The sequence below is a fragment of the Sulfuricaulis sp. genome (assembly GCF_040901545.1).
Taxonomy (GTDB): domain Bacteria; phylum Pseudomonadota; class Gammaproteobacteria; order Acidiferrobacterales; family Sulfurifustaceae; genus Sulfuricaulis.
This window is the reverse complement of record NZ_JBBDYL010000042.1, coordinates 1-19,490: the sequence shown is the minus strand read 5'-3', so window position 1 is coordinate 19,490 and position 19,490 is coordinate 1. Positions and strand designations below refer to the sequence as shown.

Genomic DNA, 19,490 nt, shown 5'->3' with positions numbered 1-19,490 from the left:
CCGGACTTTCAGCGCGGTGACGGTCGGGACCCGATCAGGTTCGGGTCGGCGTGGACAAAGTTATTACTCGGTGGTTCGCCAGGTCAGTCCCAGTTGCAGTATACGTTGGATAAAGTCCTCATAGCTCAATCCCGATTTGATCGCGGACTGGCTGCAATCCTCGTCCCGGGCGATGCCGGGATTCGGATTGGCCTCCAGGACGTGGAGCTCGCCGTCCGCTGCGACACGAAAGTCGACGCGACCGTAACCATTCATGTCCAGCAGGTGATAGACGCGTTTGCAGAGGTGGGCGATGCGCTGCTCCATGCCGTCCGGGAGATTGCGGGCGAATTGGTAGTGGATGCCCCAGCGTTCTCGGTACTTGTCGTCCCATTTTACTTTGTAGGTCGCCATCTTCGGTGTCCCCGGCTCGACATTGTCGAACACCAGTTCGCGAATCGGCAGGATCTCGAGCTTGGTATTGCCGAGGACGGTGACGTATAACTCGCGGCCGTCGATATATTGCTCGGCGATGGCGTCGCCATGCAGCTTGTCTTGGATCAGCGCCACGCGTTCGCGCAACTGGTCTTCGTTCTCGACGTACGAGGCCTTGGCGATTCCCACCGAGCCTTCCTCGGTCAGAGACTTTACGATCAGGGGATAAGTGAACTTGCGCCGCCGGCTGATCTTCCGGCCGAGCCGGAATACGTCGAAATCCGGGCCACTGATGCGGTGATAGGTGAGGATCATCTTGGTCAGCGCCTTGTCGCGCGCCAGCAGTAGCCCGCGCGGATTACAGCCGGTGTAGGGGATGCGCATCATCTCGAAGTAACTGACGACGTAGTAATCGAAGGCGCTGTTGCCGGCGAAATCCTCCAGCAGGTTGAACGCGATGTGGGGCTTCCACCCCTCGTTCGTCTTGCGGATCGGCGCCAGATCGTCGTAGACGCCCACCACCTGGACTTCGTGCCCGAGATTGATCAAAGCGTTTTTGACGTCGTACTCGGTGCGGAACTTCTCCATCCGGGGATCGGACTTGTCGCGCAGGTCATCCGGCGGCACCAGCGTGTAGTGCACCACCATCATGACCCGCAGTTTCTTCATATGGCGAGGCGTGACATCCCGCTGCGCAATGAACCCATGTAAAGCATGACCAGCGAGGCGATGAGCGCGACCCGCGTTTCCTCCTTGTCACGTGAGGCATGCAGATTCATCTCGTCGCATCGATGGATCATGTCTTCGATGGTCAGATTGATGCGATAACGCGATTCCGATGTCCATTTAGCGACGGTGTTGATAGCCTCGCGTCGCAGCCGGCGGACAAAATGTGCCGCGCGTTCGTTTTTCCGGCTGATCGCGGCGGGAAAGATCTGGCGCAATTGCTGTTCGTGGAAACGCGGCAGATCCTGTTGCAGCCGTGTCTGCTTTTCCGCGAAATATTCGCGCAGGGTGATGCGCAGCGTGTTGATGGAATCGACCTGTTTCTTACTGCGAACGGGCGGCGTATGGCCGATGATCTCCCGCATCAGCGTGTCCACGTAATTGAGCTTCTTGAGCGCCGGCCAGTCGCGGTATTTCTCGCGCCAGCGCGAATTGGGGTCGAGCCACACCGCGAAGGTTTCGGCCCAGTCCTCGGCCGGGTGACTTTGCGCATACCAGTTGTCGAGGTGCAGCACGTAATTGCGGCTGTAGGGGCGCGGCAGGTAACTTTCCGGATAGGCCTTGCTGGCCCGGCCAAATCGCCGCCGCCAGCTTTGCTTGAGATACAGGCGGTAGGCGTTTGCCAGCGCGTGTGCCGTCTCGTGACGCAACAATTTCATGCGCGTCTCCGCGCTGTTGCCCTCGATTTCCAGCATGTAGGACTTTTCCAGGCGCATGAGCCGAGGGTGCACCAGGTAAAAGGGAATGGCGAAACCCGGCACGTTATCCGGACAAAACCAGCAATCGGACAGCCAGCAATGCGGCCGGAAAGCGAAGCCGCGGTTTTCCAGATCCCGCCACAGCGATTCAAGCTCTTTGCGAATCTTGCTGCCCGTGAGCGTAAGCCCCAAGTCACACAGTCGTGTATCGAGCAGACGCGCGTCGGACATGCGCGTCCAGTTCAGGGACGTAGCCCGGCGCACCGGCCGTTTATGGCGCCGTTTCCGGCTTTTGATCTTGCGTGAGGGAATGACCGTCTCCTTCTATTTTCCTAGTCGACTAGTAGACTGGTGTGACACGATACCCGGCTTGCTTCACCAGATTCAACAAACCATGCTCCCCGGTCAGATGCGCGACTCCCACGGCGATGAAACTCCCGCCTTGTTTGAGCAGCGGTCGCATGCGTTCCACCATGCGGTAGTTGCGTTGGGTGAACAGCCGGTCCATCACGGTGTGGAAGACTCGGTCATCTTCCAAACTGTTTTTCCCGCTGATTTTTTCCAATCCAACCAGATCGCGGGCGAGGTAGGCGATGACCATCTTTTCGATTTCCGTTTCAAATTGCGGATGGGACCGCACGGTTTCTTTCAGCAGCACGACCTGATCCGGCAACGGCAGATCGTTGAATACCGCCACCTGTTCCTCGATGGTCTCAAGCCCGGCGACTGGTTTGTTCAAGCGCTTGGCCCGCTGTTCCAGGATTAAATCGAGAAATTCTCCGGTTTTTGGCCGTGGCATGGAAAGCGCCATCATCACCGCCCAGGGTTTCTGTTTTTCCACGGCCACTGTCGGAACGCCATGGGTCGTCATGGCCTCCACGGATTTCGCAAACAGTTCCTTGCCAATCACTTGTTCCAGTGTCCGGCCGTCGTTGAAGAACATCGCTTGCGCCATGTAGATCAGTCCGTCGGCATCGATCAATGCCTCCATGGCAAAACGGTCGGAGGCGTCAAACGCCCGGGTGACCGGCGGCGGCAAGTCGGCGATGCGGGCATCGTCGGAATGCATGGTTCCGAAAAGGTAGCTTGATTTGACGCCCGGCGCCGATATTTTCCATAACACGCCTTGCGTGAATTGGGACGGGATGCCGGACCGGGCGACCGGCGCCGGTGACGTGACTCTGGTTTGATTTTCGGCATGGGCGCCGGAAATCGCCGTGCCGGCAAACAGCGCAAAAGCAGTAAGCAGGATCGGGAGAATCTTGGTGAAAATGGGCGCGCCACCCGTTGCGTGGCGTGCGGTCGCGGACTGGATATCGGCGCTTCGCATGGGTAGTGTTATGGAGTAAGCCCGATTACCATGCATCAAAGAATATATTAGGAATGCCAATGCGCCAACTATTCAATTCGGCCGTTATGATCGGTTGCCTGTTGGCGTCCGCCGCCGGCGCCGGTGAATCCCCGCGCTGGGAAATAGGTCTGGGCCTCGGCGGGCTGAGCATCCCGGATTATCGCGGTTCGGATCAACAACGCGGATACATTATTCCCGTCCCGTATTTCCACTATGACGGCGATTTCCTGCACATCGACCGCGAAGGGGCGCACGGGGATGTGTTTGCCACCGAGCGCGTAAAACTCGATTTGAGCCTGAGTGTCGGGCCTCCGGCACGCAGCGGGAAGAACGAAGCACGCCGGGACATGCCGGATATCAACCCGACCTTCGAAGCCGGACCCTCGCTGCATGTTTTGCTCGCGCGCAACGAGACACGCGATCGAACCTGGTCGCTGCGATTACCGTTGCGCGCGGCGGCCGCCACCGACTTCTCGAATTTTGAAAGTATCGGATGGATTTTTGCCCCCAGCCTGAATTTCGAAGTCGACCGTCTCGGCGGCGGTTGGCACGTCGGTGTGGCCGGCGGTCCGTTGTACGCGTCGGAGGAATACCACGACTATTTCTACGAAGTTAATCCCGTCCACGCCACCGCCACGCGCCCGGCATTCGATGCCCAGGGCGGTTACAGCGGCAGCCGCCTGACAATTACCGCCAGCCGGCGCTATCCGCGCTACTGGGTCGGCGCGTTCGCGCGCTACGACAACCTGTCGGGCGCCGCTTTCGTTGACAGCCCGTTGGTAAAAGACAAGGAATCATTCATGGTGGGGATCGGCTTCGCGTGGATTCTGATGGAATCCAAATCGCGCTGATTGACCGTGCGGCGTTTGTTCGCCAACGGGTTTGCCGGTAACATGCCATCATGTCCGGAAATACCCTTGGCAAACTTTTTACCGTCACCACGGCGGGCGAATCGCACGGGCCGGCCTATGTCGCCATCGTCGATGGTTGTCCGCCCGGTCTGGCATTGTCCGAATCCGATATTCAACCCGATCTCGATCGTCGCAAACCCGGCCAATCGCGGCATACGACGCAGCGGCGCGAATCGGACGCGGTCAAAATTCTATCGGGCGTGTTCGAAGGCAAGACCACCGGCACGCCGATCGGGTTGCTGATCGAGAATACCGATCAGCGCCCGCAGGATTATTCCAAAATCCAGGATCGCTTCCGTCCCGGCCACGCCGATTACACCTATCTGCAGAAGTACGGCGTGCGCGATCATCGCGGCGGCGGACGTGCCTCCGCGCGCGAGACGGCGATGCGCGTGGCCGCTGGCGCGATCGCCAAAAAATATCTGCGTGAGCACTATCGACTCTCGATCCGCGGTTACCTCGCGCAGTTGGGACCGATCAAGCTGGAACTCAAGGATTGGAGTGAAGTGGAACGGAACGCGTTTTTCTGTCCCGATGCCTCCAAAGTACCCGTGCTCGAGGCCTACATGGATGATTTGCGCAAGGAAGGCAATTCCATCGGCGCGCGGATCAACCTAGTCGCCACCGGCGTGCCCGTGGGTCTGGGCGAGCCTATCTTCGACCGGCTCGATGCCGACATCGCGAGCGCGATGATGAGCATCAACGCGGTCAAAGGCGTTGAGATCGGCGCCGGATTTCGGTCCGTCGAGCACAAGGGCACGGAACATCGCGATGAAATCACTCCCAAGGGATTTCTCTCGAATAACGCCGGCGGAATCCTCGGCGGCATTTCGTCCGGGCAGGACATCCTGGTGAGCATTGCCCTCAAACCGACTTCCAGCATCCGCCTTCCGGGACAGACGGTGAACGTCAAGGGCGAGGCCGTGGATATCGCCACCCTCGGCCGGCACGATCCCTGCGTCGGCATCCGCGCCACGCCGATCGCCGAGGCGATGCTCGCGATCGTGCTCATGGATCAAACCCTGCGCCATCGCGCGCAAAACCTCGACGTCAAACCCCCCACGCCGGTGATCCCCGGCAGCGTCTAACAAAAAGTTTTTTCCTTCTCCCTCCGGGAGAAGGTTAGGATGAGGGGGATATTAAAAAACAAATGCTAAATGAAATATGAGCACCCTCACCCCGGCCCTCTCCCACAGGGAGAGGAAGTTTTTTAACAACCTGCTAAAGCTCCCGCCCCTATGAGTCTGGCGACCATCATTCCGGGACGGATCGGCAGGGTAGTGCTCAACGTCGCGGATTACGGGCAGGGCTTCAGCGAATTGTTTATCTACTGTCTGCGCCGCCTCCGCGCCCTCGCGCGTCCGCCGGTGCGCCTGGTGCTCCAGAAACAAATTTATTTCACCGGCATCGAGGCCTTGGGCGCGGTGACGGCCATCGCGATGCTCTCCGGAATCGTCATCACCACCCAGGTCACCAGTCTCGTGGGCCAGAACATCGCGCTGACGGCGAAGATCATGCTCTGGACCGTGGTCCGCGAACTCGGGCCGCTGCTGTCCGCCATCGTGATCATCGCCCGCAGCAGTTCCGCCACCGCCTCGGAACTGGCGAACATGAACATCCGCGGCGAGGTCAACAGTCTGCGCTTGCTGGGGATTTCGCCGGGAGATTATCTGGTGGTGCCGCGGGTCGTCGGGATCACGCTCTCGGTCGTGGCGGTGACTTTTTATTTCCAGATGACCGCCATCGTGACGGGATACGCGTTTGCTTCGCTCACGGGCGACTTGCCGTTTGTCACGAGCCTCTCCGGCATCCTGTCGACGTTGAGCCTGACGGAAGTCTCGGTGTCCCTGTTCAAGGCGCTGGTATTCGGTCTGGTGATCTCCATCACGTCCTGTTATTACGGGCTGCGCGCTGCGGGCTCGATCACCGCGGTGCCGCGCGCGGCGACCGGCGCGGTCATGCGCAACCTGATCACCGTCTTTTTGCTGAATGGCATTATTTCGTATGTGTTTTTCATATGAGTGTCTGACGACGCGAGCGCCAGCCCATGATCTCCTTCGATCACGTCACTGAAGGCCCGATGCGGGATCTGTCGTTCGATCTGGTCGCAGGCACCCGCGCGAAGGCGATTTACGATTCGGATGAGCGGAGAAATGTATTTTTTTCCGTGATCACCGGATTGCGTCGGCCGGCCAAGGGCAGCGTGATATGGGATGGCCAGGATATCTACGCGCTGGAAGAAAGCGAGCGCCTGACGCTGTTCGAGCGCAGCGGCGTGGTGCCGGCGGACGGCGGACTCATCAGCAATCTCAAGGCCTGGGAAAATCTGATGCTGCCGGCCTGGTATCACCGCGGCGTCACGGCCCCGCAAGCCGAGCGGAAGGTGGTTGATCTGTTCCGGCAGCTCGGCATGACGGAAGCGGGACTGCGACGGCAGATGGGACAATTGCCGGACCAGTTGACGATGTACGAGAAACGGGCGGTGGCGCTGGTGCGGGCGATGCTGATGGAGCCGGACATCCTGATATATGATTCGCTGTTCACGGGGCTGGACCGCGAGTCGTCAGATCAAATCATGAGCGTGACGGGCGAATATCACGGAAAAAAACCCGGTCGCATCTCCTTGTACTTGTGTGCCGACGACGCGGTGTCTGCGCGCCTGACGACCGACCAGACCATCACCTTGACCCATTGACGCGAGGGAATCATGGCCATCTTGCAAAACGAGGATCCGCGCTTTAAGGGACTGGAGAAAAAAATCGGCCTGTTCGTCCTGGTGGCCATCCTCGGCGTAGTGCTGACGGTCGTATCCATCGGTTATCAGCACGATATCTTCTCGCCCAAAATCCATCTCAATTTCATTACCGAGAGCGGTCAGGACATCAACGACGGGATGGCGGTCAAGCTGAGCGGATTCAACATTGGAAAAGTTGAAAAACTCGAACTCACCGACGCGGCCAAGGTCAAGGTCACGCTGGCCATTAACAAAAAATACCTGAAGTGGGTCAGGACGGATTCGAAAGCGCGCTTGCTCAAGGAGGGTTTAATCGGTGCGAACGTCATTGAAATCTCGCCCGGTACGGAAACCGCCGCCGCGCTCACCGACAACACGCAGATCGCGTTCAAACGGGAGCGTGGGCTCGGACAGGTGGTGGATGAACTCTACGCCGAGATTGTCCCCCTGATCGAGGATTTAAAGCGCGTCGCCCAGCGGGCCGAAACGCTGCTGGCCGGGCTGCCGGCGACACAGCAGAAACTGGACGCCGTGCTCGTCAGCGCCAAGAACAATTTCGACAATCTCGAAAAAATCACGGCCTCGGATGTGCCGGCCACGTTGCGCAAGTTGGATGCGGCGATCCTGAGCGCGACCCGGGCGCTCGATAATCTGGAAAAGGTTACGGCCTCCGATCTGCCGGCGATAACCAAACGCGGCCGCGAGGCGGTTGAGGGGGCCAAGAAAATCGTCGACTCCGTCAGCCGGACCTGGCCCATCAGCGGCGCCATTGAGGCGCCGAAATCGGAAACGTTGCCGGTGGACAGTTATACGGAAGGTCAAAACCAAAAGAAAAAATAAGGCGGGAACTTTGCCATGAAGCGATGGATTCTGTCGTGGGCCGTGATATCGGCTGCGTTGGCGTTGGCCGGATGCGTCAGCAGTGCGCCCAGGCTTACGCCCCAGCAGGAAGCGGCGATTGAGTACAACCAGCGCGGGGAAGCGGCGTTTCGGCAGGGAGAATTTGCGCTCGCGCGGGACGAATATCAAAAATCGTTGGCGATTCACCGCTCGGTGGAAAATCAGGAGGGGGTGGCGCGCGAACTCATGAATCTTTCGCTGGTGTACCGGCGGCTTGGTAATCCCTCGGACGCGCACGCCGCACTGGATCAGATTCTCTCCGGCCCCGGCCTGCCGTTTGATGACAAGCAGCGTGCCGAAGCCGCCTACCGCAAGGCGAGTTTTTATCTCGATGACGCCGACGCCGCCAACGCGCGCATCTGGGCGAGTAAAGCGCTGGACTTATGCCGGGGATGTCCGGCCGAGGGCCGGATTTACAATCTCAAAGCGCGTATGAGCTTGCCGGCCAATCTAAACGAAAGCTTGCAACTGGCCCGGCGCGCGCTCGCCTTGAATCGCAGCGCTGGGAACAAATCCGAAGAAGCCAATTCGCAACGCCTGATCGCGGATGCGGCGTTTCAAACCGGCGATTACGCCTCGGCGCAAGCGGCATATGCAGCCGCCCTGCAACTCGACAAGGAAACCGGCGCGCCAGAGAAGATCGCGCTCGACTTGATGGGCCTGGGCCGCAGCTTTGCCCGGCAGGGGAAGCGCAACGAGGCCAAAGAATATTTTCAGCGCGCTTACTTGGTCAGTGAGGGGGTAGGGGATGTCCAAGCCATGAGTGAGGCCGCGGCGGAACTCAAGAAACTCGCCCCCTGAGATGAGGGCGGAATGATTTCCGATGTCGGGTTTATCATTTTCTTTTAGGCCGTACTAAATTTTTCCAAGGTCTTGAAACATAAGGGACCAAATTACTATACGACAAGGAACACCGTATTATGTCGCTTTGCAAACCGACATTTAGGTCGTCTAATTCTAGTTAGGGTGCTCGGAGGGCTTCTTATGGGATTGTGGAAATCATTGTTCGGTGGTGGGCGGCCAAGCAAGAATGATCTTGTTCGAAGTCTTGCGAAACAGCGGGTGCGCGAAGACCCAATGGCGGCTGCAATGGGTTTTAACGAAAACATGATCGATGGGTTGGGAATGATGCAACTGGCAGGGCTTCCTGAAAGTGGCATTGCTACTATCGTGGAAACCTTCGCTACGCTCAAGAAACACGGCGTCCCGGAGTCTGAAATATTTGCACGCATTGAAGCGCATCGGTCCTCAATCGGTAGTGGAAGAATCCCAAATCCTCTTAGCCTTGAGTCTTACATCCGGTATCGCATTGATATTGAGCACAACCATGGCGCTCCAATCTCAGAGGAGTTTCTGGCGGAAGCCATTCGCGTTTGTCGTCAGCACTTCGGATGTTAGAAAACCCAAATCAGCGTCACATCGTGGGAGGAAACAATGTCGGGCTTTTGGTGGGGTGTAGCAATAGTAGCGGTACTTTGGCTGTTCTTTTCAATGCGCTCAAAGGCAAAAGCTGTAAGGTCGTTCACGGCGATCGATGAGGCCGATCCCTGGTTCTTGAAAAACAACATCAGCTCTAGCTCCGTTATGTTCAATGCTTACGAAGAAGCAGGGTTAGCCAGAAATCCGGGGGCAACCGTTATTGTAGGTAGTGGGAAAAACGCACAAGGCGAATCAGTTGGCTTTGCGCTAGAGGTAGTGCCGGGCAAGGGAGTTGTTGCAAGCGAAATTCTCGTTCCCTATGGCATTGCCACGCATGGCAAGACGGCATCATTACAAGCCAAGATGGCTGGCCAACCGCTCCTCGATGTTCTTCTCAACATGGCCGCGAACCATCGTGCGCGTTATCCAACCGCACCCTAACAACGCCATGAACGCGGACAGTGAAAAGCGGCGCGCCTTCGTCGCCCCGCTTTTCACTGCCGGTTATGGCGAACGTTATGTGCGGATTTAGGCTCACTGGGCTAAACTAGCGGAGAAGAACTTTGAGGGCATCACGATGAATACGAAGCTGAGCAAACTTCCAGTCGATGAGCGCATTAAGCTCGTCGAGGAATTGTGGGATAGCATCGCCTCCGATCAGAAGGCGCTACCACTTACCGAGGAACAAAAGGCTGAGCTTGACAGACGCCTCGACGCCTACGAAACCGATGGAAACCGTGGTCGCTTGGCGACCGAATCGATTACGGAAATTCGGCGCAAGCTGTGACTCTTGAGGTTCGGCTCCGGCCGGAAGCAGAGCAAGACTTAGCGGATGCGGCAACATGGTACGAGGAGCAGCGGCAAGGTTTGGGGCACGAGTTCCTTGATGAAGTGCTGACGATGCTTACGAGCATCGCAGAAACCCCACTGATGTACCCAGACGTTCATCGGAACACAAGACGCGCTGTCATTCATCGCTTTCCGTTCAGTGTTTATTTTCGGTTGGAGGACGCGACAATTGTCGTTATTGCGGTAATGCATGGTAGTCGAAATCCACGTCGCTGGAAGAGCGGCGCATAACCAGCCCATCAAGCCGACGCCAGAAAACGGCGCGGCCGAGAAGATTGCGCTCGACTTGATGGGCCTGGGCCGCAGCTTTGCCCGGCAGGGGAAACGCAATGAGGCCAAAGAATATTTTCAGCGCGCCTATTTTGTCAGCGAAGGGGCGGGGGATATCCGGGCGATGGCAGAAGCCGCGGCGGAACTCAAGCAACTCGCCGCTTGAGGTGCGGACGGAATGACTTCCGATGTCGGCTTTGTCATTTTCTTTTAGGTCGTACTAAATTTATCCAAGGTCTTGAAACATAAGGGGCCAAATTACTATGCGACAGGGAAAACCGTATTATGTCGCTTTGCAAACCGACATTTAGGTCGTCTAATTCTAGTTGGGCATTTCCAGACTGGAGCTGCACTGATGACTAATTCCTGCCCCCTTTGCGGTAGTCCATTGAGTGCGGCGCGCTTCGCCAAAGTATGGAAGGAGCATCGAGGCATCCAACGGCAGATCGAGAAGCTGAAGGCAGCCCAGAAGCGCGCAGATGAGGAGGTCTCTCGCGCAAGGCAGCGGGTGCGCGACATCCAGGTTCGAGCACGTGCAAAAACGGCACGCGCTCGAGAGGAAGAACGGCGACGCGCGGAGGGTCGACTGCATAAGTATCAAGCGACAGCTAAAAGATTGCGCGACAAAGTTACTGTCCTCGAAGATCGGATACGTAGAGGTGAGACTGCCCAAACGGAAGGCCTCCTAGAAGAACGTGCCCTTCTCGCATTTCTCCGAGAGCATTTCCGGGAAGATCGTTTTGAGCACGTCGGAAAGGGCGGAGACATCATTCAAGACGTTTGCGCGCCACGGGGACAGCGAGCAGGGCGAATTGTCTATGAGGTTAAGAAAGAAGAGACGTGGAAGAGCAAGAACATCCTGCAAGCCGCCGAAGCACGTATTAAGCGCGAAGCGAATCTCGCCGTCCTTGTCACAAACCGCTTTCCTGCAAAGCGCCAGTACTATTTTGTTGAACGTGAGGTCTTAGTGATAAGCCCACAAGGAATTCTTCCTCTCATTCACACCGCTCGCGAAGGACTCCTCGCTATTCACGCGCTAAATGTTTCGGGAGAACAGAAACAGGTAGCTGTTCGCGCGGTCTACGAGTATTTAGCTGGCGGCACTTACATTGCTCACATCAAAAAGGTGGCGCAGCACTTTCAGGACCTTGAGTCCCTATTTCACAAAGAGGTTCATACCCACCAAACCATGTGGGGGAACAGACTTAACCACTACAAGGGCATTCTCTCCGGTGTCAGCTCGGTTCACGAGAAACTGCGCGGAGTAATCGCTCCCGCTGTCAAGGTGGGAAGTCCAAAGCTCGCCAGTGCCAGCGCACTCCTTCCTCCCTTTGTCGGGCCCGAAGGGATTCAGCGCATTACACCGAGATGAAAATGCCCAACAAGGCGCTCCAACCGACGTTTTTGCGCTGCGCGCGAAAACGCGGTTGAGCTTCGGCGTTAGCCGCGCAGAATCACGATAAAGCATGCTTACAGACATCTTTTCCCACCGCTACTTAGACAGACCTATCTGGTCAGGGTATACAGAACTCGAAAGACGCCTACTGAATCAAGCTTTCGGAATCGTTAAGGACGCCTTGCCTTACTATGACTCGGAAGGTAAAGAGACCGAAGCGAACAAAATCAAGTGGAAAGCATTACATGACCGCTTAGCAAGAGAATTGGGCATCAATGAACTGTCTCAGCGGTACTACTCGTATACGCAGAAGAACTATCTTGGTCACGAGGTGCCCATCTCTGGTTGGTTCTCCTGGGAGCATGCGTGCGGCCAGTTCGTGAATGCCAATTTCACTGGTCAGGTCGATCCCGATCAATTCATTAAGGAGCGACTCAGCTTCATAGAATTGGCGATGCGATTTCGAGGAGATGAGATCGCACAAGCAAATGCTCAACTGCCCAAGGCTTTAGAAGAAGCTGCAATGCGTGATGCAGGTCCGCGAAATGGGCTCCGGATTCCTGGAAGCAGAGTAGACGGTATAAAAGCATGGAACGCGACAATAAATTCTAATTTCGAGGGTCAAGTCGCAGAGCTCAATGAACGATTTCGCCGCGCAGGTGCACCGCTAACCTACCATAACGGTTTCATCCAACTCGCGGTGGATGAAACAATAGAACAGAACATCGCAAAGCCATTTTGGGCTCTTGTCGCAGACCCACTTTGGAAGAACGTAGATATTGATATGAAGGAGGCTCTGGATCGTCGAGATTCTAACGACAAGGATCCCGCTATCTTTGCGGCAAAGGCACTCGAAAGCGCCATAAAGATAGTGTCCGACACAAAGGGATGGACTCGAGGCACAGAGACAGGGGCCGCACAGTACGTCGATAACCTAGTCAGTAAAGCTAATGACAGTTATTTGTCAGTCTGGGAGGGAGAAATGCTGAAAGACTACTTTCGCAAGGTTCGAAATTCGGTTGGTCACGGTCCAGGTTCCGAGCCGATGCCAGAACTTACCCTTGTGCAAACGGATTGGGCAATCGAGACTGCAATGTCATGGGTACGCACACTCGTCAGGCGGATGTGAGAAAGCGGCTAACTACTGGCTCGTGCGGACGCCGGGGACAGCACGCCATGTTTCCTGAAACAACAGTGGCCGGCGCCGCACAGCCGAGACGTTAGGGCATGACAACATGACTGTCGACTTCAGCCAGGTTGCTCAGGCCTTTGCTGATCGTCACCTAAGTGGTGACGTTGTCGAGCTTCAGGAAACGTATGCTGCCCTTAGGGCACGGGTAGAGCCCCACTGCGAGGTACCCGAAGGCGGAGAACTCGGTGACCCACGTCGCATCCGGGCGTATGCTGCCGCGTACCGACAGGTATTGCTAGACGAATCAATAGGGTCAGACTCCATTGAATGCATACGACAGGGAAAACCGTACTATGTCGCTTTGCAAAGCGACATTTAGGTCGTCTAATTCTAGTTAGCCGTCAAGGAGCTCGCCTTGCCACAACTGAGTTCGATCGAGGAAGAGATATACACCCACGAGTATCTGTGGCGGTCCGCGTCGCGGCTTCTTGAGCATGCAGAAAAGCAAACTGAAGGATCGTTTTATTTTCTTCTTCCTTCTCTGTTAATAAGCTATATGGCTTTTGAAGCATTCGTAAACTTTTGCGGCTTCGTACTTCTTCCGGAACTATGGAAGGATGAGAAGAAGCATTTCAAGGGCAAAGGCATAGAAGGGAAGCTGGACAAAATCGTTACCAAACTGCCCGATTTTTCCTGGCGAAAGGGTGAGCCTCCTTACCAAAGAATTAGGAATCTGGAAGATTTTCGAGACATCGTCTCGCACGGAAAAGTTGTAGCAACACAGTATGTTGCCGAGTGGAAGAAGGACGGCACTCATTTTCAGTTCATGCATTATTGGGACACCTACCTATCGGTAGAAGCCGTAAAGCGTGCTAGGGTTGACATAAAGTCGTTTTGTCAGTCTTTGCTTGTCGAGTTGCGCAAACACTCAGACCATCTGCACCTGAACTTCAACGCCTTTGAAGGAAGTCTCGCAAGTGGGACCGGCATTTCAAAACACGGCTAACAACCGGTTCGAGGCGGACCGGTTTTCCCGGCGCAAAACCCGGCCGCTCAACCGGAGCGTTATACGTCAATGGGAAAGATATGAGCGTTAGTCGTGATACTGCTATCGACGCCGTAGATGTTCTGAACGATTTAATAGCGGATCTTGTTGCGGGAACAAACGTTTTTATCGAGTATCGAGAGAGACACAAGTCAGGTACTTTCCGACTCGAACAGATGGTCGCTGTGCAGAAAATGTGCTTTTCCCATCTAGCACTAGCCTTCTGTAAGCTATTGGAATTCTGGGAGCATTATCAACGTTTGGTGCCGGACAATCATCGTGAGAACCTGAAACGGCTAAACGCCGAGATACGTAAGAGAGGCGCGAAGAATTTTAGAAACAAAGTCGCTGGTCACATATGGGATAAGAAGCTCCAAAGGCCATTACGTCATTCAGAAATCATGTCGCAATTAGAAGGGTTCGTTGGTAAGCATGCTGACGAATTTCTCTATTGGATAAATAATCCTGAAGGCAACAACTACCCAAATACGATAGTCAGTGTTGTAGAGACTATTCGGGATGCAATCGCGATAGAGCACGCTATAGAACAATCTGAGGTGATCGAAAGATGACGTATAACAAATCAGTCGAGTACGCCCGCCTTTCAGGCGGGCTCAACACCTGCTTCGCAGGCGCGGCTCACTTCAATCGTTAGGCGCAATCAAATGGCGCATATCTTGATCGCAGAGCTAAGAAAGTTGTTACACGATAGAAAACGGAAAGCAATCGCAGTCCTCCTTGTCGGTATTGTCGCCACAGCCATAGCCGCGTTGCTGCCGGCAAGCGAACTATCTATTAATGATTCCTGCGAGGTTTCCGGACCTATACAAAGACTAAAGTCCATAATTCAGGGTAAACGATTTTGGGTCAAACAGCTTCAATTACTAGACAACGAGGTACGGCATCTTGAGGAATTACCAGAAAGAATTAGAAGCACTCAGGTGGTGGTGAATGAAAAAACAAAAGACATTCTTAAGCAGAATGAGAGGTTTATGGAAGAGCAGTATTCAAAACATCCCAAACTTCGACCATCGCCGCAGCAAGCCTTGGCAGATGAGTTGAGGAGACAAGCAGATGCCATCGAGCATGCTCAGCTGTTACAAACACTGGAACAGATCAACGCGAAAAGAATCGGGTTTCTCAAGTCGTGCCGTCGCGCAATTCTTGCAGCTGCACAATGAAACCAATAGGTTCAGACTCCATTGAATGCATACGACAGGGAAAACCGTACTATGTCGCTTTGCAAACCGACATTTAGGTCGTCTAATTCTAGTTATGTTTTATAAGGAAATGACCGTGGACAAGAACAGATTGGAAGAACTTAGACAACTCGTTGAAGATGTCATGTACGCCTCAACGAAGAAGGAAGCACAATACCCAATCAAGCGGCTGGAGTTCATGGCCTCGACTCTTCGCGGGGAGATTGATGGTTACCTTTTTGGAAAATTAGGTGAAGTAATAAGCTACGCCAAAGAAGCGTCCGGGCAAGTAAAGAACAAGGATCATTGGATATCCTGTGTTGAGCGATGCTGGTACGTATTTGAAAGTCGCGTAGATAAAGAGGCAAGAGCAGATTCAGAACCTAGCGAAACGAAAACATAACTTCTTATTCGAGCCGACGCGGTGTAACGCTGGCGCAAGGTTTAATAGTCGTGCCCCGCGCGGCTCAACAAGGCCTTAGACAGCTGGTGAGGACGTATGAAGGATGCCAAGCTAGCTGATCTCAACTTCATTATGTCGCTTTGCAAACCGACATTTAGGTCGTCTAATTCTAGTTATGCAGCATCTTGATGCGAGCACACACAAAAAACTAGGTTATCCTTCGCTCAATAAGGACATATATTTATATTAATAAATGATAATTTATAAACTCTTACATTAATATTTTAATCATGACTATAGTTGATGGACAAATAGAATCTCTTAAAAAATTAAAAGAAATATTAAATCAAAACGGCATTACAAGATTTAATTCAATTGGTGAAATTGATAATTTTATAAAGAACTATGACTTTGAAAAGAAAGTAATATCTAAACAAATAGAACATACATTAGATTTGGAAATAAATGATCTGCAATCTGACCTTATTAAGCACCAACAGGTTTACGACAATTTAAAAGCCGAAATTACAAACAAAGTCAATACTAAAATAAAAAATCTAAAAGACAAAATCAACCTGATTGAAGAAAGAAGTAAAAATAATTTAATTAAGAAAATTTTCTTTTTTCCACAACTTGCAATATTAAAATTAAAGAAATCGAGCCTAGAAAAGAATTTTGAAAAGATCATACATAAGAAAACATATGTTGCAGAACATCAAGTTATTAATATTAAACAAAAACTAGATGATTTTTCAGAAAACAAGGAAAAGATTATTTTAGAACGTAGTTTACCAAGCCATGAAGAGTTGGCCTTTACAAAGGAAGTTGTTGAAGGGCTATATACTTTAATTGCTGGAGCAATCGGGGAAAGCTTGGTTGTAAAAGAACTTCAAAAACTATCCGACAATTATGTTTTATTCAATGATTTTTCAATAGAACTTAACCCTCCTATATTTAATAGAAAAGAAAATGACAGAATACGCAGCATTCAAATAGATCATTTATTAATTGCTAATTCTGGCATTTTTATTCTTGAAACGAAAAATTGGAGCAAAGAATCAATTAAAAATCTTGATCTAAGATCGCCTATCAAACAAATTATGAGAACTAGCTATGCATTATTTGTTTTATTAAATAGCGAATCAGAATACAAGGAAATTAATTTGAACAGTCATCACTGGGGAAATAAACAAATACCAATTAGAAATATAATCGTCATGATTAATGAAAAACCAAAAGAGAAATTCAAATATGTAAAAGTAAAATCTGTAAGTGAATTAAATGGATATATAACATATTTTGAACCAATCTTTAATGACGCAGAAGTTAAAAGCATATCTGATTATTTAAGGATGAATATGCATTGAAATATTACAACTATCGACAATTAATACACGAAATAAATTACGGACGCATCCTAAGAATTCCGCATAATAATGCACTCCACAGGACGCGCAAAAAAGCGGCGCGCCTGTGAGTTTAATCGTTAGCTTTCACGAGAATGGCCGAACAAGGCCCGGAAGCTGTGACTGAGATATGGTGGATCACGAACGAATAAAGGGGTCAGTACCCTTTTACACTGATGTTGGCAGTGAATGATTCGATAATGTCGGGTTTGTCATTTTCTTTTAGGTCGTACTAAATATATCCAAGGACTTGAAACATAAGGGGCCAAATTACTATGCGATAAGGAACACCGTATTATGTCGCTTTGCAAACCGACATTTAGGTCGTCTACTAATGGAATGGACTCCCCCTCCTCAAACGGCATCGTGCTGTGCCAGATTGGAAGTGGTTTCAACCACTCAACGAGAAGGAGGAGTCAGCCATGAAAATGACACGAATCGGAATCGACCTCGCCAAGAACGTGTTTCAGGTACACGGCGTGGACAGCCACGGCAAGACCGTACTGCAAAAACAGTTAAGCCGCGCCAAGGTGATCGAGTTCTTCGCACACCTTGAACCCTGTCGGATCGGCATGGAGGCCTGCGCCGGCGCGCATTATTGGGCACGGGAGTTGTCCAAGCAGGGACACGAGGCGCGTCTGATCGCTGCCCAGTTTGTGCGCCCGTATCGGAAGAACGAAAAGAACGACAAGAACGACGCCGAGGCCATCTGTGAAGCAGCGGGACGCCCGAACATGCGCTTTGTTCCGGTTAAATCGCTGGTGCAACAGGCGGTGCTGACCGTGCATCGCGTACGACAGCTCCGCGTCGCCGAGCGCACGGCACTGGTGAACCAGATTCGCGGCCTGCTCGCCGAATACGGCATCGTCCTGGCTCAGGGCATTGTGCGGCTGCGTCGGGAGCTGCCCCGCATCCTGGAGGACGCCGACAATAATCTGCCGGATCTCGCCCGCGCGGTCTTTGCCGAACTTCGCTCACGGCTCACCGAGCATGACCGCCAGATCGCCGATTACGACCGGCACGTCGATCAGTTGGCGGCTCAGAGCGAACCCGCTCGGCGTCTGATGAAACTCGAAGGCATAGGCCCGCTGACGGCCACGGCGATCGTGGCGAGCATCGATGACGGGAAATGCTTCCGGAACGGCCGGCAATTCGCCGCCTGGCTGGGCTTAACCCCGCGGCAACATTCCACCGGCGGCAAGGCCCGCCTGGGATCGATGAGCAAACGAGGCGACGTGTATCTGCGCACGCTCCTGATCCACGGCAGCCGCTCGGCGCTGCTGCGCACGGCCCACCGAACCGATGTTAAGAGTCGGTGGGTGGAAGCCCTCAAGCGGCGTTCTTGTAATAATGTCGCGGCCGTCGCCCTGGCCGCGAAGCATGCCCGCATCATCTGGGCGATGCTCGCGCGTAACCAGGAATATTGCTTGGCGGTATAACCGCCAGGCCAACATCGAATCGAACGGAGGATACCCCACCAGCGATTGCGTAGAGGATTGACTGAACGGCAAACGGGTCAGACCGACGCCGGCCAAGCCTGATAACTTGAAAGGTCGTAGTACAGACCGATCTACTAATGAGGCGCCGGTGTGCGGATTACCATCAGGGCCAGGGCACGATGCTCATCGAAAGGCCGGATACATTGGTGCAATCTCGCCTCGCTTGCCACGACGGCAATCTTCTTGCAAAACGGGGGGAGTCCATACATTCTAGTTAGACCGCAAACTCAAGGAGGTCGATATGTCTCTGAACGGAAAACATGCGCTGATCACCGGGGGCTCCCGTGGCATTGGCAGAGGAATCGCCCTGAAATTGGCGGCGAGCGGCGTCAAGGTCGCGATCCATTACTACCAGAACGAGGCGGCTGCAGTCGATACGCTTGCTCAAGTGCGGAGACTTGGCGCCGATGGCCTGATAGTCCAGGCCGATGTGTTGCGCCCAGAACAGATCAGCCAGATGTTCCGCAAGGTTCAAAGTGAATTCGGTAAGCTCGACATCTTCGTCAGCAACGCACGGCCGGAGGCGGCTGCGTTTTTCTACCCGCCGATGGATATCACGCTCGAACAGTGGGATGCGGCGTTCGATTCGCAGGCGAAGGCGTTTCTCGTCGGGGTTCGCGAGGCGGCTTCCCTCATGGGTAAAGGAGGGAGAGTCCTCGCTATCACCTACGCCCAGGGGAGTCGCACAGGCGGGCTGCAACCCTGGGTAGGCATGGGTTCAGCCAAGGCGGCGGTGGAATCTCTCGTCCGTTACTTCGCGGTGACACTTGCCAAACGCGGCATCACGGTGAATGCGATCAGCCCTGGATGGACCGAGGACAGCGTATTGAACTCGCTGCCGCAGCAGGTGCAAGATCTCATCAGGAATTGGCACGCGCGCGGGTGGACTCCAATGGGACGCTTGGGAACGCCAGAAGATGTCGGCAACGTTGCAACGCTCTTTTGTTCAGAGCAAGCCAGCTGGATTACCGGACAGGTGATTTACGCCGACGGCGGCGCGTCATTGATGAATCCAGAGGTCCCGCCCGAAATACAGCTCGGGTAACTGCGCTCGGAAGAAGCCAAACAGACGTGTGGACGTGTTGAGCGGTCGGTGACATCAGTAACAAAATAGTCCGAGGACATGGGTTACGCCTTG

23 protein-coding genes are annotated in these 19,490 nt (G+C 53.7%); 20 read left to right on the top strand and 3 right to left on the bottom strand.

From position 1 onward, the window contains the following. Window positions 1-63: 63 nt before the first annotated feature. From WD823_RS07355 to WD823_RS07345, 3 genes are all read right to left on the bottom strand, one after another. Window positions 64-1,083 (bottom strand): ATP-grasp domain-containing protein, encoded by a 1,020-nt coding sequence (locus WD823_RS07355; RefSeq protein ID WP_368428842.1) that lies wholly within the window; start codon window positions 1,081-1,083, stop codon window positions 64-66. Continuing rightward, the gene (locus WD823_RS07350; RefSeq protein ID WP_368428841.1) at window positions 1,080-2,069 is read right to left on the bottom strand and encodes a putative zinc-binding metallopeptidase; all 990 of its coding nucleotides are present in this window, start codon (window positions 2,067-2,069) and stop codon (window positions 1,080-1,082) included. The genes WD823_RS07355 and WD823_RS07350 overlap by 4 nt, the downstream gene beginning before the upstream one ends. Before the next feature lie 109 nt (window positions 2,070-2,178). Continuing rightward, window positions 2,179-3,168, bottom strand: coding sequence for a TraB/GumN family protein (locus tag WD823_RS07345; protein ID WP_368428840.1), 990 nt, complete (start codon window positions 3,166-3,168; stop codon window positions 2,179-2,181). 59 nt (window positions 3,169-3,227) lie between these two features. On the opposite strand from WD823_RS07345, the gene WD823_RS07340 reads away from it, so the two are divergent. From WD823_RS07340 to WD823_RS07245, 20 genes are all read left to right on the top strand, one after another. Further along, complete coding sequence (locus WD823_RS07340) at window positions 3,228-4,040, top strand: MipA/OmpV family protein (RefSeq protein ID WP_368428839.1); 813 nt, start codon at window positions 3,228-3,230, stop codon at window positions 4,038-4,040. A 50-nt stretch (window positions 4,041-4,090) separates the two neighbouring features. Then, window positions 4,091-5,188, top strand: a complete 1,098-nt coding sequence (gene aroC / locus WD823_RS07335) for a chorismate synthase (RefSeq protein WP_368428838.1) — start codon at window positions 4,091-4,093, stop codon at window positions 5,186-5,188. A gap of 150 nt (window positions 5,189-5,338) precedes the next feature. Then, on the top strand, window positions 5,339-6,121 hold the full coding sequence (locus WD823_RS07330) for an ABC transporter permease (protein ID WP_368428837.1): 783 nt from the start codon (window positions 5,339-5,341) through the stop codon (window positions 6,119-6,121). 26 nt (window positions 6,122-6,147) lie between these two features. Further along, window positions 6,148-6,795: an ATP-binding cassette domain-containing protein gene (locus tag WD823_RS07325; protein ID WP_368428836.1), complete on the top strand. Its 648-nt coding sequence runs from the start codon at window positions 6,148-6,150 to the stop codon at window positions 6,793-6,795. Window positions 6,796-6,807: 12 nt separating this feature from the next. Next, window positions 6,808-7,674, top strand: a complete 867-nt coding sequence (locus WD823_RS07320) for an MlaD family protein (protein WP_368428835.1) — start codon at window positions 6,808-6,810, stop codon at window positions 7,672-7,674. A 15-nt stretch (window positions 7,675-7,689) separates the two neighbouring features. Beyond that, on the top strand, window positions 7,690-8,535 hold the full coding sequence (locus WD823_RS07315; RefSeq protein ID WP_368428834.1) for a tetratricopeptide repeat protein: 846 nt from the start codon (window positions 7,690-7,692) through the stop codon (window positions 8,533-8,535). 183 nt (window positions 8,536-8,718) lie between these two features. Next, window positions 8,719-9,132, top strand: coding sequence for a hypothetical protein (locus WD823_RS07310; RefSeq protein ID WP_368428833.1), 414 nt, complete (start codon window positions 8,719-8,721; stop codon window positions 9,130-9,132). A gap of 36 nt (window positions 9,133-9,168) precedes the next feature. Then, window positions 9,169-9,594, top strand: a complete 426-nt coding sequence (locus tag WD823_RS07305; RefSeq protein ID WP_368428832.1) for a hypothetical protein — start codon at window positions 9,169-9,171, stop codon at window positions 9,592-9,594. Between the two features lie 136 nt (window positions 9,595-9,730). Continuing rightward, window positions 9,731-9,940, top strand: a complete 210-nt coding sequence (locus tag WD823_RS07300; protein WP_368428831.1) for an addiction module protein — start codon at window positions 9,731-9,733, stop codon at window positions 9,938-9,940. Next, on the top strand, window positions 9,937-10,233 hold the full coding sequence (locus WD823_RS07295; RefSeq protein ID WP_368428830.1) for a type II toxin-antitoxin system RelE/ParE family toxin: 297 nt from the start codon (window positions 9,937-9,939) through the stop codon (window positions 10,231-10,233). Before WD823_RS07300 ends, WD823_RS07295 begins: the two co-directional genes overlap by 4 nt. Next, window positions 10,193-10,438 (top strand): hypothetical protein, encoded by a 246-nt coding sequence (locus WD823_RS07290; RefSeq protein ID WP_368428829.1) that lies wholly within the window; start codon window positions 10,193-10,195, stop codon window positions 10,436-10,438. Before WD823_RS07295 ends, WD823_RS07290 begins: the two co-directional genes overlap by 41 nt. 189 nt (window positions 10,439-10,627) lie before the next feature. Further along, the gene (locus tag WD823_RS07285) at window positions 10,628-11,644 is read left to right on the top strand and encodes a DUF2130 domain-containing protein (protein WP_368428828.1); all 1,017 of its coding nucleotides are present in this window, start codon (window positions 10,628-10,630) and stop codon (window positions 11,642-11,644) included. Between the two features lie 94 nt (window positions 11,645-11,738). Continuing rightward, window positions 11,739-12,797 carry an AbiJ-NTD4 domain-containing protein gene (locus WD823_RS07280; protein ID WP_368428827.1) on the top strand — a complete coding sequence of 353 codons (1,059 nt, stop codon included), beginning with the start codon at window positions 11,739-11,741 and terminating at the stop codon, window positions 12,795-12,797. 418 nt (window positions 12,798-13,215) lie between these two features. Further along, window positions 13,216-13,806, top strand: coding sequence for a hypothetical protein (locus WD823_RS07275; RefSeq protein ID WP_368428826.1), 591 nt, complete (start codon window positions 13,216-13,218; stop codon window positions 13,804-13,806). Window positions 13,807-13,886: 80 nt separating this feature from the next. Beyond that, window positions 13,887-14,417, top strand: a complete 531-nt coding sequence (locus tag WD823_RS07270; RefSeq protein ID WP_368428825.1) for a hypothetical protein — start codon at window positions 13,887-13,889, stop codon at window positions 14,415-14,417. Between the two features lie 93 nt (window positions 14,418-14,510). Then, entirely contained in the window at window positions 14,511-15,026 is a 516-nt protein-coding gene (locus tag WD823_RS07265; RefSeq protein ID WP_368428824.1) for a hypothetical protein, read from the top strand. A 115-nt stretch (window positions 15,027-15,141) separates the two neighbouring features. Continuing rightward, window positions 15,142-15,447, top strand: a complete 306-nt coding sequence (locus WD823_RS07260; protein ID WP_368428823.1) for a hypothetical protein — start codon at window positions 15,142-15,144, stop codon at window positions 15,445-15,447. Between the two features lie 290 nt (window positions 15,448-15,737). Further along, the gene (locus tag WD823_RS07255) at window positions 15,738-16,814 is read left to right on the top strand and encodes an NERD domain-containing protein (protein ID WP_368428822.1); all 1,077 of its coding nucleotides are present in this window, start codon (window positions 15,738-15,740) and stop codon (window positions 16,812-16,814) included. A gap of 461 nt (window positions 16,815-17,275) precedes the next feature. Next, complete coding sequence (locus WD823_RS07250; RefSeq protein ID WP_368428821.1) at window positions 17,276-18,292, top strand: IS110 family transposase; 1,017 nt, start codon at window positions 17,276-17,278, stop codon at window positions 18,290-18,292. A gap of 301 nt (window positions 18,293-18,593) precedes the next feature. After that, on the top strand, window positions 18,594-19,397 hold the full coding sequence (locus tag WD823_RS07245; RefSeq protein ID WP_368428820.1) for an SDR family oxidoreductase: 804 nt from the start codon (window positions 18,594-18,596) through the stop codon (window positions 19,395-19,397). Window positions 19,398-19,490 lie beyond the last annotated feature (93 nt).

Bases quoted from the DNA above. Each gene is read 5' to 3' on its own strand.
- WD823_RS07325 (WP_368428836.1), top strand. From the start codon at position 6,148: ATGATCTCCTTCGATCACGTCACTGAAGGCCCGATGCGGGATCTGTCG.
- WD823_RS07345 (WP_368428840.1), bottom strand. From the start codon at position 3,168: ATGCGAAGCGCCGATATCCAGTCCGCGACCGCACGCCACGCAACGGGT.
- WD823_RS07330 (WP_368428837.1), top strand. From the start codon at position 5,339: ATGAGTCTGGCGACCATCATTCCGGGACGGATCGGCAGGGTAGTGCTC.
- WD823_RS07285 (WP_368428828.1), top strand. From the start codon at position 10,628: ATGACTAATTCCTGCCCCCTTTGCGGTAGTCCATTGAGTGCGGCGCGC.
- WD823_RS07245 (WP_368428820.1), top strand. From the start codon at position 18,594: ATGTCTCTGAACGGAAAACATGCGCTGATCACCGGGGGCTCCCGTGGC.
- WD823_RS07270 (WP_368428825.1), top strand. From the start codon at position 13,887: ATGAGCGTTAGTCGTGATACTGCTATCGACGCCGTAGATGTTCTGAAC.
- WD823_RS07320 (WP_368428835.1), top strand. From the start codon at position 6,808: ATGGCCATCTTGCAAAACGAGGATCCGCGCTTTAAGGGACTGGAGAAA.
- WD823_RS07315 (WP_368428834.1), top strand. From the start codon at position 7,690: ATGAAGCGATGGATTCTGTCGTGGGCCGTGATATCGGCTGCGTTGGCG.
- WD823_RS07340 (WP_368428839.1), top strand. From the start codon at position 3,228: ATGCGCCAACTATTCAATTCGGCCGTTATGATCGGTTGCCTGTTGGCG.
- WD823_RS07250 (WP_368428821.1), top strand. From the start codon at position 17,276: ATGAAAATGACACGAATCGGAATCGACCTCGCCAAGAACGTGTTTCAG.
- WD823_RS07280 (WP_368428827.1), top strand. From the start codon at position 11,739: ATGCTTACAGACATCTTTTCCCACCGCTACTTAGACAGACCTATCTGG.
- WD823_RS07355 (WP_368428842.1), bottom strand. From the start codon at position 1,083: ATGAAGAAACTGCGGGTCATGATGGTGGTGCACTACACGCTGGTGCCG.
- WD823_RS07255 (WP_368428822.1), top strand. From the start codon at position 15,738: ATGACTATAGTTGATGGACAAATAGAATCTCTTAAAAAATTAAAAGAA.
- WD823_RS07300 (WP_368428831.1), top strand. From the start codon at position 9,731: ATGAATACGAAGCTGAGCAAACTTCCAGTCGATGAGCGCATTAAGCTC.
- WD823_RS07265 (WP_368428824.1), top strand. From the start codon at position 14,511: ATGGCGCATATCTTGATCGCAGAGCTAAGAAAGTTGTTACACGATAGA.
- WD823_RS07350 (WP_368428841.1), bottom strand. From the start codon at position 2,069: ATGTCCGACGCGCGTCTGCTCGATACACGACTGTGTGACTTGGGGCTT.
- aroC (WP_368428838.1), top strand. From the start codon at position 4,091: ATGTCCGGAAATACCCTTGGCAAACTTTTTACCGTCACCACGGCGGGC.
- WD823_RS07305 (WP_368428832.1), top strand. From the start codon at position 9,169: ATGTCGGGCTTTTGGTGGGGTGTAGCAATAGTAGCGGTACTTTGGCTG.
- WD823_RS07290 (WP_368428829.1), top strand. From the start codon at position 10,193: ATGGTAGTCGAAATCCACGTCGCTGGAAGAGCGGCGCATAACCAGCCC.
- WD823_RS07310 (WP_368428833.1), top strand. From the start codon at position 8,719: ATGGGATTGTGGAAATCATTGTTCGGTGGTGGGCGGCCAAGCAAGAAT.